Annotated in this window: 15 protein-coding genes; 11 read left to right on the forward strand and 4 right to left on the reverse strand. The window is 66.4% G+C overall.

Going from position 1 to position 13,002, the window contains the following annotated elements; translation table 11 throughout:
• Window positions 1-152: 152 nt before the first annotated feature.
• The 9 genes from ACWCPQ_RS22065 (at window position 153) to ACWCPQ_RS22105 (ending at window position 8,694) form a co-directional block, all read left to right on the forward strand.
• On the forward strand, window positions 153-650 hold the full coding sequence (locus tag ACWCPQ_RS22065; RefSeq protein ID WP_449901754.1) for a hypothetical protein: 498 nt from the start codon (window positions 153-155) through the stop codon (window positions 648-650).
• A gap of 420 nt (window positions 651-1,070) precedes the next feature.
• Window positions 1,071-2,435, forward strand: coding sequence for a magnesium transporter (gene mgtE / locus ACWCPQ_RS22070; RefSeq protein ID WP_449901757.1), 1,365 nt, complete (start codon window positions 1,071-1,073; stop codon window positions 2,433-2,435).
• Window positions 2,436-3,193: 758 nt separating this feature from the next.
• Complete coding sequence (locus ACWCPQ_RS22075) at window positions 3,194-3,574, forward strand: hypothetical protein (protein WP_449901760.1); 381 nt, start codon at window positions 3,194-3,196, stop codon at window positions 3,572-3,574.
• A complete protein-coding gene (locus ACWCPQ_RS22080) occupies window positions 3,571-3,960 on the forward strand; it encodes a hypothetical protein (RefSeq protein ID WP_449901762.1) in 390 nt (129 codons plus the stop codon). Before ACWCPQ_RS22075 ends, ACWCPQ_RS22080 begins: the two co-directional genes overlap by 4 nt.
• Window positions 3,961-4,252: 292 nt before the next feature.
• The gene (locus tag ACWCPQ_RS22085; RefSeq protein ID WP_449901764.1) at window positions 4,253-5,254 is read left to right on the forward strand and encodes an AraC family transcriptional regulator; all 1,002 of its coding nucleotides are present in this window, start codon (window positions 4,253-4,255) and stop codon (window positions 5,252-5,254) included.
• A gap of 347 nt (window positions 5,255-5,601) precedes the next feature.
• Complete coding sequence (locus tag ACWCPQ_RS22090; RefSeq protein ID WP_449901767.1) at window positions 5,602-6,153, forward strand: DUF3558 domain-containing protein; 552 nt, start codon at window positions 5,602-5,604, stop codon at window positions 6,151-6,153.
• A 37-nt stretch (window positions 6,154-6,190) separates the two neighbouring features.
• Complete coding sequence (locus ACWCPQ_RS22095; protein WP_449901769.1) at window positions 6,191-6,664, forward strand: hypothetical protein; 474 nt, start codon at window positions 6,191-6,193, stop codon at window positions 6,662-6,664.
• Window positions 6,665-6,669: 5 nt separating this feature from the next.
• Window positions 6,670-7,791 carry a WXG100 family type VII secretion target gene (locus tag ACWCPQ_RS22100; RefSeq protein WP_449901771.1) on the forward strand — a complete coding sequence of 374 codons (1,122 nt, stop codon included), beginning with the start codon at window positions 6,670-6,672 and terminating at the stop codon, window positions 7,789-7,791.
• 126 nt (window positions 7,792-7,917) lie between these two features.
• Window positions 7,918-8,694 (forward strand): ESX secretion-associated protein EspG, encoded by a 777-nt coding sequence (locus ACWCPQ_RS22105; protein WP_449901773.1) that lies wholly within the window; start codon window positions 7,918-7,920, stop codon window positions 8,692-8,694.
• A gap of 50 nt (window positions 8,695-8,744) precedes the next feature.
• Here the strand turns inward: ACWCPQ_RS22105 and ACWCPQ_RS22110 are convergent, their stop codons facing one another.
• Window positions 8,745-9,341: a hypothetical protein gene (locus ACWCPQ_RS22110; RefSeq protein ID WP_449901776.1), complete on the reverse strand. Its 597-nt coding sequence runs from the start codon at window positions 9,339-9,341 to the stop codon at window positions 8,745-8,747.
• A complete protein-coding gene (locus tag ACWCPQ_RS22115; RefSeq protein ID WP_449901778.1) occupies window positions 9,338-9,469 on the reverse strand; it encodes a hypothetical protein in 132 nt (43 codons plus the stop codon). The genes ACWCPQ_RS22110 and ACWCPQ_RS22115 overlap by 4 nt, the downstream gene beginning before the upstream one ends.
• Before the next feature lie 463 nt (window positions 9,470-9,932).
• On the opposite strand from ACWCPQ_RS22115, the gene ACWCPQ_RS22120 reads away from it, so the two are divergent.
• Both ACWCPQ_RS22120 and ACWCPQ_RS22125 read left to right on the forward strand, forming a co-directional pair.
• Complete coding sequence (locus ACWCPQ_RS22120; protein WP_449901781.1) at window positions 9,933-10,808, forward strand: helix-turn-helix domain-containing protein; 876 nt, start codon at window positions 9,933-9,935, stop codon at window positions 10,806-10,808.
• Between the two features lie 26 nt (window positions 10,809-10,834).
• The gene (locus ACWCPQ_RS22125) at window positions 10,835-10,999 is read left to right on the forward strand and encodes a DUF397 domain-containing protein (RefSeq protein WP_449901783.1); all 165 of its coding nucleotides are present in this window, start codon (window positions 10,835-10,837) and stop codon (window positions 10,997-10,999) included.
• A gap of 101 nt (window positions 11,000-11,100) precedes the next feature.
• Here ACWCPQ_RS22125 and ACWCPQ_RS22130 read toward each other — a convergent pair whose 3' ends face one another.
• Together ACWCPQ_RS22130 and ACWCPQ_RS22135 are read right to left on the reverse strand one after the other, a co-directional pair.
• Entirely contained in the window at window positions 11,101-11,922 is an 822-nt protein-coding gene (locus tag ACWCPQ_RS22130) for a mycofactocin-coupled SDR family oxidoreductase (protein ID WP_449901786.1), read from the reverse strand.
• A 478-nt stretch (window positions 11,923-12,400) separates the two neighbouring features.
• Window positions 12,401-12,988: a TIGR03086 family metal-binding protein gene (locus ACWCPQ_RS22135; RefSeq protein WP_449901788.1), complete on the reverse strand. Its 588-nt coding sequence runs from the start codon at window positions 12,986-12,988 to the stop codon at window positions 12,401-12,403.
• Window positions 12,989-13,002 lie beyond the last annotated feature (14 nt).

Below are 13,002 nucleotides of genomic sequence, written 5' to 3' on the forward strand. Positions count from 1 at the left end.
GTCGAGGACTCACGATGCGGGCAACGGTTGCGCGCTGCCCGCGCGGAAGTGCGGGCGCCTCGGCAGGTCCGCTCCGCTGTCCTGCGCCCCGGTGCGGTGTGGCGAAAACCGGTGGTCCGAGCCAGGGTGCACAGGTCACACTGGGGTGCGATATGAACACAGGACAACCGACACTCGGCGTCGATTTCGGCCGGGTGATCCAGGGGGCCGAGCTCGAAGGCGGCGCGGCGGATACCGTTTTTCTCTCCGGCGGAGCCGAAGAAGCCATGAACACCCCGCCCACCGACCATGCGTTCGAGGTACTGCCCCGCCTGGTGGCCCGGTTCGGCGGCCGCGCCTGGGTTATCTCCAAATGTGGCCCCCGGGTGCAGGAACGCACCGTGCGCTGGCTCGACCACCATGATTTCTACCGCCGGACAGGTATCGCGCGCACCAATATCCGGTTCTGCCGCGCACGTGCCGACAAGGCACTGCACTGCGCCGAACTCGGCATCACCCATATGATCGACGACCGCCTCGGGGTGCACGAAGCGCTGCACGGTCTGGTGCCCTGTCTCTACCTCTTCGGTGTGCAGCACGGCCCGGTCCCCGAATGGGTGCGGCACACCCGGACCTGGCCGGACGTGGAGGACGCGATCCACGTCCGGTGAGCCGGGCAGCTGGGTGCGGCCGGTGCCGAGAGCGCCGCGCCCCGGGCGACGCCCGCGGCCCGGTGCCGGTCGCCCGGTCACCGTCCCGGGATCGGTATCCGGACACGCCCGGGAATGTGAAACGCCGTGTGACGAACGTGTCGATGCGGACTTCCCATGATCAGGATGTATTCTGATCAAGAATGCGTTCGCATTCACAGACAGTTTTTCCGATCGGGCGTGAATCCACGCGCGCGGCGGCGACCTGATGAGGAGGTGGTGTTGCAATGCGCAGCGAACCTCCCAGTCGAAGGCCGCGCGGCGTCGTCCGCCCGCGCTTCCGCTAGCAGCGACTGCCGGCGGAGCGGCCCGGCTCGGCGCCTCGCGGTGTGACTTTCCTTCGAAATCACTCGCTATTCACTGCTGTGCCGAGGACTTCTCATGTCGCAGATCGATCTCATCGAAGTGCCGACGACGCTGTCGGAATCCCTCCAGAACGTGGCCGAGAGCCACCGCGTGGATGCCGCGCTGCACTGGTTGGACAATCACCCGCCGCACGTCATCGCCGACGAACTCGCCCGGATGGACGCGGTCGAGGCCGGCGTCGCGTTCCGATTGCTGGACAAGGATCTGGCGCTGGCGGTGTTCGAGGAACTCGAACCGGTCGACCAACAGCAGATCCTGCAGGGCCTGCGCGATCAGAGCTTCCGCGAACTGGTCGAAGGGATGGCCCCCGACGATCGCGCGCGCATGCTGCGCGAGGCGCCCGCGAAGGTGGCGAAGAAAGCCCTCGCCGGGCTGAGCCCGCGCGAGCGCCGGATGACCGCCGCCCTGCTCGGCTACCCCGAGGGTTCGGTCGGGCGGTACATGTCACCCGAGGTGGTCGCCATCCCGGGGACCCTCACCGTCGCCGACGCCCTGCGCACGGTCCGGCTCAAGGGCGGTAACGCCGAAACCGTGTACACGCTGCCCGTGGTGGATGCCGGCCGCCGGTTGCAGGGCATCGTCGAACTGCGGGAACTGGTCCTCACCGGCCCCGACACCATGGTCGCCGACCTGGTCGTCACCGAACCGGCGTTCGTCCGCGCCACCGATTCGGCCGAGAAGGCCGCGCGCCTCATGCGCGAGACCAACGACATCAACCTGCCCGTCGTGGACAGCGAGGACCGGTTGGTCGGGCTGCTCACCATCGATGACGCGGTCGAGGTCATCGAGGCCGCCGACAGCGAGGACGTCGCCAAACAGGCCGGTTCGGCGCCCTGGGAAGGCCACTACATGGCGGCCGGGGTGTTCCAGCTCGCCCGCTACCGGGCGCTGTGGCTGATGCTGCTGCTCGTCGCGGCGACGCTGACGGTGAGCGTGACCGGTTTCTTCGAGGCCACCCTCGAGCAGGCCGCGCAGCTCGCGTTGTTCATTCCGCTGCTCATCGGCGCGGGCGGTAACGCGGGTGCCCAGGCGGCGACGGCGTGCGTGCGCGCGGTCGCGGTGGGTGAGGTGCGCGGCAGTGATCTGTTCAAGGTCATCTGGCGGGAGTGCCGGGTCGGGCTGGTGCTGGGGACGATGCTCGCGGTGGTCGGGGTCGTCATCGGCGGGCTGTTCGTCGGCCCCCGGGTCGCGGTGGTGGTCGGGGTAACGCTGGTGCTCATCTGTGCCTGGGCCGCCACGATCGGCGGCACGATGCCGTTGCTGGCCAAGCGGCTGCGCATCGACCCGGCGGTGGTGTCGGCGCCCATGGTCACGACGCTGGTCGACGCGACCGGTCTGATCATCTACTTCACGACAGCGAAAATCGTTTTGGGACTCTGATCGGCGATCGCCTCCCCCTGGGCCGCGATCGCACGCCGCTGGGTGGCAACCGCCTGTGGCCGTGTGGCCGACGATTTGCCCTCGAGCTACGACGACCCCCCGATCAGGGGAAACGCTCTATTCGACGCAGAATATGCGGTGAACAGAGCCTGTTATCACCGCATGCTGTCCGGATACCGCTGACACATCTGGCAGCGGAACGGCGGCGTTCGAATACGACGCGGCCCGGTTCGTCACACCACTGGCCGAGGCGGCGCACCGGCAAGGACGTCTCCCGGGGGCGCCTGACGGAGTCTGCCGACGACGTCCAGGACGAAGCGAGTCCGGCCGTGCTGACCCAGGATGGAGTCGAGACCAGTGAGATCGAAGACGATCTGCTGGTTGTGGCCTCCGGGTGTTCGTCTCTCGCATGTTGCTTCGGGGCGGACATCGACGCGCTCGCCCCGCCCGATCGGCACGGGGACGGTGCCGTCGAAGTACTCGGACAGCGGTCGTATCCGGATATCGGATAAACGCGGTCGGGCTACCGGAAACGCGCAGATCGATCGCATGTGAGTGGTCGCCCGTTGCATCCTTCTCCTCGGACGGCACCTGAATACCGGGTGCCGCCACAGATATCGGAATACAAAGAGGCAGAACGTGATCCGAGGGCGACAGCCATGCGGAGCGCGGCTCGCAGAAATGGGGAACACGGTGACGGACAGCGGCGAAGTCTCCCGCCCGACGCGAAGTACGGGCCGAGAGCAGAGGAGTTCGATATGACCGATCGATTGTCTGCCGGAATCGCCGGCATACTCACAGTGACGGGAGCCGCCCTCGTCTGCGCGGCCGGGCCTGCCGCGGCCGCGGAGTACGCCCTGCCATGGAACGGCGCCGTCGCCCGGGTTTTCAGCGCCGCCGACGGGCCCAACCGCTGGACCGAGGCGTCCGTGTGGGCGCCCGCCGACCGGGACGCGGTTCTCAAATACACCACCCACAACCAGTCGTTCACCGGATATCACTACTTGTTCGCGCATGTGAAGAACGACCCGGCGTTGCAGCACAGCGTGAAGGTGGACACCTGGATCACCGGATTCATGATCTGCAAGAGCGAGGCGGCGAATGCCGAATGCTCGGCCTGGAAGGATCTGCAGAAGTGACCGGGAAACCGGTGAAGATCTGCGCAGCGATGGTATTCGCGGGCGCGGCGATGGTGGTATCGGCCGGGCCGGCCGCAGCGGCGGACCACGTTGTCGAATGGCGAGGGGTCGTGGTCACCGTATCGGGTGCGGATTCGGAGGTGGTCCACGTGCGGACGCCGTTCGGGCTGCACGGGCAGGCGAGCTACACCTATATCGACCGAAACGGCCGGCAACAGTACGGGTGGGCGGACGCTCACTTCCCGATCGGCCTCGACGCGACAGCGGTCGTACCCGGGAGGGTTACCGGGGTGAGCGCTTGCGTCGCGCGATCGAGTGAGTTCTTCCAGGAGACCTTCTCCGCGAAGCCCCCTGGCTGGAGCTGCTCACCGAGGCAGGCGCTGTAGGGCAACGAAGTTCGGCCCGACCCGGGTCGAGTGGCTACCCGAACCACCTTGTCGTCCCCCGAGAATCCGCGACAAGCTGGAAGCCCATGGCTCCGCGCCGCACGTCCAGCGAATGGGTGCGGTGCGGAGCCGAGCCACCGCCTATCGCTGTATCCTGCGCACTCCGCGGTATCACCGGCAGTGACTCCGCCGTGTACGTGCACTGTGCGTGGGGTATTCGGACGGTGCGGAGGAAAGGGGCGAGGGTGCAGGTTCCGGGTGACATATCGGGCTCGCGCAGTGAGGGCGGGATATGAACCGGCGGCCGCTGCCGCTGGCCGGTCACAGTGTGCTGCGGACTCCCGATATCGACGAAGCCCGTGATGTGATCGGCCAGGTGCTGCGTGCGCCCCACGACGTACGGATCACCGGTGGGGCACACAAGTTCGAGGCTCGGCAGAACGCCGTGTCGCTGGGGCGGGTCGCGCTGGCAGCGCTCGACTACGGCGACGGCGCGGAGGTGGTGGTGACCCCGCGCCACACCGACAATCTCTATCTGGTGCACATCCAGTTGGCCGGCACCGTCGGCGCGGTCTGCGGCAAGGAGCGAGCGACCGTGACCCGGGGGTCGGCGGCGATAGCGCAACCTCGCGAACCGTTCGTGCTGGACTGGCCGGCCGAGAGTCCGATGCTGCTGGTGTGGTTCGACGCATCGTATGTGCAATCGACCCTGCAACAGATGATCGGCGACGAATTACGCGGCCGCCTCCGGTTCGACCTGGGGCAAGACCTCACCACGCCTGCGATGCGGTCCTGGCTGGACCAGGTGCGGCTGGTGGTCCGCGAAATCGACCACGGGCAGCGGATCGCCACCCACCCGCTCGCACTGCGCCATCTACACGACCTGATGATCACCGGCCTCCTGCTGGGCGCCCGCCACTCTTATTCCGGGCGGCTGCACGGCGACAGCTCGACGCCGGTGGCCTCGACAGTCGAACGGGCGGTGGACTTCATGCGGGTACACGCGGCGGAACCCATGACCGTCACCCGAATGGCGGCCGCCGCCGGTGTCGGTGTGCGTACCCTGCAGGAAGGTTTCCGCAGGCACCTGGACACGACACCCACGGCCTATCTCCGGCGGATCCGGCTCGAACACGTCCGCACCGAACTGGAGAAGGCCTGCTCCCGCGAGGCGACGGTCTCGGCGATCGCATTCCGATGGGGGTTCACCCATTTCGGCGATTTCGCCAGGTCCTACCGGATCGCCTACGGCGAACGGCCCAGCGAGACTCTGCGGAGATCCCCGCGGAGGTAGCCGCCGATTCCGGCACCGTAGTTCGGGTCGGTGTGCTCCCACCGCCGATGTGAGACCGCGACAGCAACCGACTCCGCCTGCCGACTTCGTGATCGGTGCGCAGGAAGAGCCGTGCGACGCGATGTTCTCCAGTCGGTGAGCAGTGACCGGTAGAGGTCGGGACCTGCGGGAACGGCCGGCCCGTGCCCAGGCGTCCACCGACCGGCAGCTGCGCTCGCGGAAGTGGCCGGGCGGTTGCGTCGGCTTTTTAGCGCCGGTAACGTCTGAGCGAGCCGGCAGCAGGGGGCGGAGACGCCGGTCCTCCCCATTCCGGACCAGTGGTGTCATCGGCGTGGAGGTCGGGAATCGTGGTCACGGGGAAGATCAAGCTACTGATTGCGCTGGCCGGTGGGGTTCTGGCGCTCACCGGGTGTGAACCCGCAGGTGAGGGAGCGACCGATGTGGCGGCCACCCCGACCATGGCGGCGGATGTACCTGCGGGGTACAACCCGTGCACAGATGTTCCGCAGAGTGTGTTGAGTGCGGAGGGTCTGAAGATGCCGATTCCGGACGATACGGACTTGTCGAGCGGAGCCAAGTGGAAAGGGTGTATCTGGGCGCAGCCGGATGGGTATGCGGTCAGCATCCAGACGACGAATCTCACGTTGGATTCGGTCCGGAGCCAGAATTTTCCCGATGCCGCAGAGTCCACCATCGGCGGTCGCCGGGCGCTGTCCACGAGGCGTCCCGGCGACAATCCGGAAGAGTCCTGCTACGTCAATGTGGAGATGACCGGCGGCAGCTTGCAGTTCGGGTTGACCAACCCGTCATCCGCTCCTGACACCGGGCATCTGGATACTTGCGAACTGGGCAAGGCGTTGGCGGATAAGGTCGTGCCTTCGATCCCCGCGGATATGTAGCTTATCCAGCGCGTTACGCACACTGGGAGGGAACGTCATGAGTGACGAATCGGCGCCACGGCCGATGGCCAATATGCTCGCTGCGGCGAACGACGGACAGATCTCGGTTCAGATGTCACCGGAGGAGTTCATCTACCTCGAGCGCGACTGTGAGACCTTCAAGATCGCGATCCGGCAGATACAGCGTCTCGCTGACGAGATCGGCGACCAGGATCACTGGGGTCTCGGAGAAGCGAACGACGATTTGTATTCCGCGCGCGCGATGGTCGGACGCTACAAAGTGAAAGCCAAGGGAGCGGAGGACGGCAACAGCGTCCATCTGATCATGGAGCAGCACTTCAAAATTGTCGAAGATATCCAGAACGTCTTCCGTGTGATGCGTGACCAGATGATGCAGGCCGACAGTGAGTGGGCGGCGGCGTTCAATTCGTTGAGTACCAGCCTTCCCGATCGTCCGCCTGTCGGTCCGACGCTCGGTCCGTACATCCTGCCCGACGGGTCGGCACGATGAGTAAAGTGCCGGGATGGGAAGACCCGATCATCCCGAACGGTGGGGAGAACCCCGACAGCTGGGATCACCAGAAGATCAAGAACGCGTTCGATCCGCTCCTCGTCAGGGACGCGGTGGATCAGGCCGACAAATATTGGCAGATGCGGCAGTCGTGGGAACAGGGCATCGAGACCTTCGTCCGGTCCGTCCAGGCTTCGCTCGCGCAGGCGTGGTCCGGTCCGGCCGCCGAACAGGCCAAGCAGGCCATCCAGGACTACATCGATAAGCAGGCACGTCCGGTGACGCCTGCCCTCGAAATGCTGTCCGCGGGTGTTCGTAACGCGGCCGGGGCGATCGTGAACACCAAGAACCACGTGGGCGAGCCGATGGACACCGACGGGGTCTTCGACAGCTGGTGGAATCCATTGGTCCACGACGACGAGATCTCGCGGCGAACGCAGGAGGCTCGGGTGGCCATGACCACCCATTACGTGACCCCGTTCGGTCAGTTGGACCACCAGATTCCGGTGATCCCCGTGCCCACCGGCCCGACCGGTACGACCGATATTCCCGCGCCCCCACCCGGGGGATATACCGGTACGCCCGATCCCACCACCTCGGAAACGGACGACTCCACCGGCGCCACGCCTGGTGATACCCCCGCCGGCGAGACCTCGGGTGATCCGGAGAGCGAGACGCCGCCCGAGACTTCCGAGGATGATCAGACGGGCGAGCCGACCACCGCCGACCCCGGTGACACCACCACCACACCCGCGGGTACGGATCTGCCGGGCTCCACCGCCCCCACCGTGCCGGCGAGCACCACACCGTCGGGGGTGTCGACCGGTCCGGGCTCGCCGGGAAGTCCCGCGGGGTCGCCGGAAACACCGGCTCCCGGCCGGACGGTCTCCGGTGCTCCGAACACCACTCAGGGCGCACCGGCCGGTTCCACTGCCGCGTCCGCGGCGGCCGGAAACCGCGGTATGGGCGGTATGCCGATGGGCGCCGCGGGCCGGGGTGGCGGCAAGGACGAGGAATCCAAGCGCTCGACGCCGGACTACCTGATCAATCAGGAGAACACCGACGAGCTTCTGGGTGAGGCGCCACGAACCATTCCGGGTGGGGTTATCGGTACCAACCCCGATTGACCGATTCGGCTTTCGCATCGGCCGGTGGACGGCCGGCCATCGGGTGGGCCCGCTCCGGCGTGGGCCCACCCTGCTGTCTCTCACCTGCCGGAACCGCCGTATCGCACACAACAAGGGGAATGATCGATGCCCGAGTGGACCTGGGAACCCGATGATTTCGCGGCGCTGTGGTACAGCGACGCCTACGACCGGTTCCCGACTCCGCTGCGCTACACCAGCCGTTTCGCTTTCAACGACGAAGCCCGCGCACATCGCCTCGCAGTCCGCGACCGGTATTCGCGGGAGGAACGAGCCGGTATCCAGGTCGCGCTCGACACATTGGGTACCTCCGAGATGCGGATCGAGATCCTCGGCGCCACCTGTGTGCACAAACGCAGCACCGGACGCGACGACCGGCGCCAGTATCGGATCGTCGGGGCACGTACCGAGGCGTACGCGGTCACCTTGAGCCAGGCAGGTTCCGAAGGTGGCTACGGTCCGATCCAGGTGCGTCTGTTCCGCCCGGAGAATCTCGCGGCCCGTCTGGTGTCCGGCCTCGCACCCTGCGCGCCGGGCACCGCGGAAACGGCTACCTTCCATCCCGAGGATCTCGAATCGCGGCAGGATGCCCATTTCGAGGACCGCCGGCGCAGCCGGGCCCGCGAGGAATACCGGAAGCTGGTCGGCCGGGACAAGGACGGTAGCGGTGTCGCGGTCCTGCTCATGGGTCGTTTCGACGCGGCGGCCGACCCGACCCGGGTGTTGCGGTGGTACGACATCACCGGCGACGGCCGCTACACCGAACAACGCGGCACTCACGTCACCGTTCGCCCGGCCACTTCCGCCGAATTGACCCGGCATTTCAGCACGTGGCTGGACAATGCGTGGCGGCGGCTGGAAGAAGAGCGCGCGGACGCGTGGTGACCGGATTCCCGGGATATCCACGAGGCGGGAACGGCGGTGGGGCGTCGGCTTCATATCGTCGTCGAGTCGCCATCGGGTTGCGGACTCGTACTCCGTAACCTCAGGAGATGGGTATGGTTCGCGTCGTCGAGCGCGAGGGCGGCGGTCCAGAGAGAGGCGTCGAGGGATTCGGGTAGCCGCCAGTCCGCGGGGGCGACAGCGGGGACGCGCAGGAGTACCGGCGCCAGTTCGGGCATATGCTGCGGGATCGCTGCCCACCACTGGCGGCCGGTGGCATCGATGGTGGCGGCCACGATGAGATCGTTGCTCCCGGGAAGGCGCCCGGCGGCGATACGCACCGGCTCCGGAATGTGCCGGTTACGAGCGCGCGAATCCAGTTGATCCGCGAAGACCGGGAAGGCGAAGCCGAATCCGAACATGCCCGGGCCCAGCAGGGTTCGCAGGTTCGCTGCCTGGACATGCAATGGATTCGGTTCGCCGGCCGCTCGGTCGCGGTCCAGGTCGACACCGACGCAATCGGTGTGAACGACCGTGCCGTCGTAGCGGAAGCCGTACAACAGAGGCAGCAGCGGTACCGGCATGGCGAGTAGGTAGTGGGCCGTGATCTCCGCGACCGATTCATCGTCGGGGTACCGGATCGCACTCATCCGGTCCGCCCCTCGGGAAGGACACTCGCCCAGAACTCGTGCCGTATCGCATCCCACAGCGGGGTGAGTTCCGGACACCGCTCACGCATCTCCGCGAGATCCGCGATACCGTTGCGGGATACGGCCATCGGTACCACCCGAGAGCTGGATGAGCTGTGCACAGCCAGGATTCGGATACAGCCGTGTCCGGGTCGCCACACCGCGACCCAGCCGTCGGTCTCGGTCCGCCGGGTGGGTGAGTGCTTATGCGAGAACCGATCCCGATGTGGTGCCCATGTCGCGTCGGGCCGGGCTTCCCGATGTGTGTGCTCACGAGGGTCATCGCCGACGCGCAAGGGCGAGACCGGTTCGTGGCGAGCGTGGTTCGGTGGCGCGCCTCCGCCGCGGCGGCGTGATTCGCTTTTGCGCCACCAACTTCCGTGTTTCTCGGACATATGAGTATGTTGCTGCAGGTCAGAGACTCGGTGTGTTTCGACGAGACGGTCTTCAGGGATCTGTGCAACGACCCAGCACGTTTCTCAGGGCCTGCTTACGATGATTCTCGAACTGAGAAACGCCGAGCGATTTCGTCGAGAAACACGGGGAGGCACGATGCCGAGCAAGGCGGATCTCAGCGGCACCACACTGCCGCGGCGGCAACTGGGGAGAGCGTTGCGCGACGCTCGCCATGCATGTGGGGCCACGCTCGACCAGGTCGCTCGGGATACCGAGTTCAGCCGGGCGACGCTGAGTCGTATCGAGCTGGGGCAGTACGAGCGAATCAAGGTTCGCGAAGTCGACTACCTCTGCCGCTATTACGGATTGCCGGAAGATCGTGCGGGATATCTTAAAGCTGTTGCTGAACAGTCCAATACAACGGTCTGGTGGCAGAGTTATCGTCACCTGCTCGGTGGTGGCTTCGCTACCTATCTGGAGCTCGAGTCGTACGCCTCGAAGATAGAGGTCTTCCAACCGCTGGTCGTACCCGGATTACTGCAAACGGCCCAGTACGCGACGCAGATCTTCACCGCGCACTCCCCGGATGCGGCACCTGAGACCGTGGCGGAAAGGGTGGAATTGCGAATGCGGCGATGTGCGCGGCTGACGCAGAAGCACCGGAATACCGAGGTGGAATTCGTGATACATGAAAGTGTGCTGCACACGGTGGTCGGATCAGCGCGGATCATGGCTGCTCAGTGCCGCTACATCGCCGACGCGAGTACTCGCGAAAACCTGGGAGTGCGGTTGCTGCCGTTCTCGGCGGGGGTGCCCACCGGTGGTGTCATAACGCCGTTCATCGTTCTCGGATTTCCCGATCGTGAACCATCGTCGGTGTACGCCGAAGCCGCGCTGGGTTCGATCACTTTCGATGATGCCGAGGATGTGGGTCGCTACCGTTCGCTGTATGACGTACTGCGAGGCGCGGCCCTGGACGAGACGGTTTCCCGCGACCGGATCAGGAAGATAGCAAGGAGATACGAACAGTGAATACCGGGTCATCAGACGTGCAGTGGATGAAGTCTTCACGCAGCGGCAACGACGACTGCGTCGAAGTGGCTTGGTTCGGTGGCGGACGAGTCGGCGTCCGCGACTCCAAGAATCCGGTCGGTCCTGCTCTGCTGTTCACCTCGGAAGACTGGGTGGCTTTCACCGATGCTCTTCGGGACGGACATATCTGAAGCGCTGATCGTTGTGCCGATGGCTTTGCCGATCGTGAGCCGCGGAGCCACTGGAGATGCGTACACCGCCGGGGTGGACCGGTTCTGCTCCGGCGGTGGTCTCAGATCGTGCTGGTGCTGAGGCCGTTGGAGATGGTGATCGCTTCGCCGTTGTAGCGGCCGGCGGCGTCGCCGACCAGCAGCAGGATCATTTCCGAGACCTCTTCCGGCTGGATGAGCCCGCCCCCGGCCTCGAACATCGCCAGCGCGTCTTCGCGTGTCGGGTTCTCCACATCGGGCATGAGTTCCCGGTAGATGGCGGGGTTCATGATCATATCGGTCTGTACGCCGGCGGGCAGGACCGCGTTCACCGTTATGCCCTGGCCGCCGACCTCTTCCGCCAGTGATTTCACCAGGCCGATCACCCCCCATTTCGCGGCGGCGTAGTGGCCGGATTTGCGGGAGCCCATGCGGGCGACGATGGAGGACGTGGCGACGATCCGCCCGCGGCCGCGCTCGAGCATATGCGGGACCACCGCGCGGAAGCTGTGGTAGACGCCGGTCAGGTTCACGTCGATCATGTCCCGCCAGGTCTGTTCGGGCATTTCGGCGATGAAGGCGTTGGAGGCGATACCCGCGTTGGCCAGCAGGATGTCGATATGTCCGAACTCGGCGATCGCCTGTTCGGCGACGGCGTTCAGCTGGCGCTGATCGCGGACGTCCGCGGTGACGGTCAGGCACCGGCGGCCGGTTTCGGCGACCAGGTTCGACGTTTCGGCGAGGTCGTCCCGCGTTCCCAGCGCGTAGGGCACGCTGGCGATCGACGCGCCGATATCGCAGACCACGATATCGGCGCCCGCGCGGGCCAGCGCCACCGCGTGTGATCGGCCCTGTCCCCGCGCGCCGCCGGTGACGACCGCGACCTGTCCGTCCAGCTTCCCCATGATTCCTCCCTCGTCGGACCGAGGTTCCCATCCTCACACTGTGGGTATGCGGTGCGGGTGAGTTCGGGCCGGTGCCTTCGCCGTGTCGGCGGACGGCTCTCACCGGTTCGCCGGCTCGTATCGCGTCGTTTCGCGGTCGTGCGCGGGGCGGGCGGCGGGATTGTGCCGTGCCCGCTCGGGTGCCGAGGTCGGATCGCGCGGGCTCGGCGTCCCGGGCAGTCCTATCCCGCGGCGTCGATCATGCCGAGTACCTCCGAGGTGGGGCGCACATCGCCGAACGAGCGATAGATGGTGTGCAGGGTGGCGTTGTGGTCGCCGAATACGGTGGCCGAACGTCTCTACGCCCGTCACGGATTCCGCCGGACGGGTGTGCGCGGGACCCGTCGGTCCGGTGATCACCGGCCCGAACTCGAAATGGTTCTCGATCTGTAGGTGGCGGACCGCCGCACGGAAAATACCGGTGCGGCGGGTCGCCGGGTCAGCGGCCCTCGTCCCACGTTCGTCCGAGGAACGCGGCCAGGCGCTCGGTCGGTCCGGCGTCAGGTCGCGGCTCGACGCGGACCCCGAACGGTGATTCGGGGCCCCGGAAGGCATCGGTCAGGGCACGGTCGGCAATGGCCTGCGCCTTGGCCACCAGGACCGGATCGGCCTCGGCGGGCTGTCCGGTGGCCACGGCCAGGTCCCAGCCGTGCGCGACGGTTTCCATCAGGTACCCGCCGACCGCGAGCCCACCGGGGGCCGCACCCCAGGGCGCGGTGACGGTGCGGGTCAGCAACGCGTCGTCGCTCCAGTGGTCGAGGGCCGCGCCGGACCGTTTCCGATAGTCCTCGCCGGGCTGCTCGTTGTCGATCTCCGCACGTGAGGGGAGGCGGCGGGGGTCCGCGCCGGTGGCGGTCGCCACCAGTTTGGCCGGATGACAGGAGAGGTGTTCGAGCAGTGCGCGGACGTCGAATTCTGTGCAGGGGGTGGGTGCGCTCCACTGATCGGGGCGGACGGCGGCCATGAGTCCGGCCACCCATTCCTGAGCGGCGGCGAGATCTGATCGGAAGTCCGGAATCTGAGTCATGAGAGCAGTCTCCG

This window comes from Nocardia sp. NPDC001965 (assembly GCF_053594175.1).

Coding starts and splice junctions, on each gene's coding strand:
- ACWCPQ_RS22135 (WP_449901788.1), bottom strand. CDS start 12,988: ATGACTCAGATTCCGGACTTCCGATCAGATCTCGCCGCCGCTCAGGAA.
- ACWCPQ_RS22130 (WP_449901786.1), bottom strand. CDS start 11,922: ATGGGGAAGCTGGACGGACAGGTCGCGGTCGTCACCGGCGGCGCGCGG.
- ACWCPQ_RS22085 (WP_449901764.1), top strand. CDS start 4,253: ATGAACCGGCGGCCGCTGCCGCTGGCCGGTCACAGTGTGCTGCGGACT.
- ACWCPQ_RS22105 (WP_449901773.1), top strand. CDS start 7,918: ATGCCCGAGTGGACCTGGGAACCCGATGATTTCGCGGCGCTGTGGTAC.
- ACWCPQ_RS22095 (WP_449901769.1), top strand. CDS start 6,191: ATGAGTGACGAATCGGCGCCACGGCCGATGGCCAATATGCTCGCTGCG.
- ACWCPQ_RS22120 (WP_449901781.1), top strand. CDS start 9,933: ATGCCGAGCAAGGCGGATCTCAGCGGCACCACACTGCCGCGGCGGCAA.
- ACWCPQ_RS22065 (WP_449901754.1), top strand. CDS start 153: ATGAACACAGGACAACCGACACTCGGCGTCGATTTCGGCCGGGTGATC.
- mgtE (WP_449901757.1), top strand. CDS start 1,071: ATGTCGCAGATCGATCTCATCGAAGTGCCGACGACGCTGTCGGAATCC.
- ACWCPQ_RS22110 (WP_449901776.1), bottom strand. CDS start 9,341: ATGAGTGCGATCCGGTACCCCGACGATGAATCGGTCGCGGAGATCACG.
- ACWCPQ_RS22125 (WP_449901783.1), top strand. CDS start 10,835: ATGAAGTCTTCACGCAGCGGCAACGACGACTGCGTCGAAGTGGCTTGG.
- ACWCPQ_RS22115 (WP_449901778.1), bottom strand. CDS start 9,469: ATGGCCGTATCCCGCAACGGTATCGCGGATCTCGCGGAGATGCGTGAG.
- ACWCPQ_RS22075 (WP_449901760.1), top strand. CDS start 3,194: ATGACCGATCGATTGTCTGCCGGAATCGCCGGCATACTCACAGTGACG.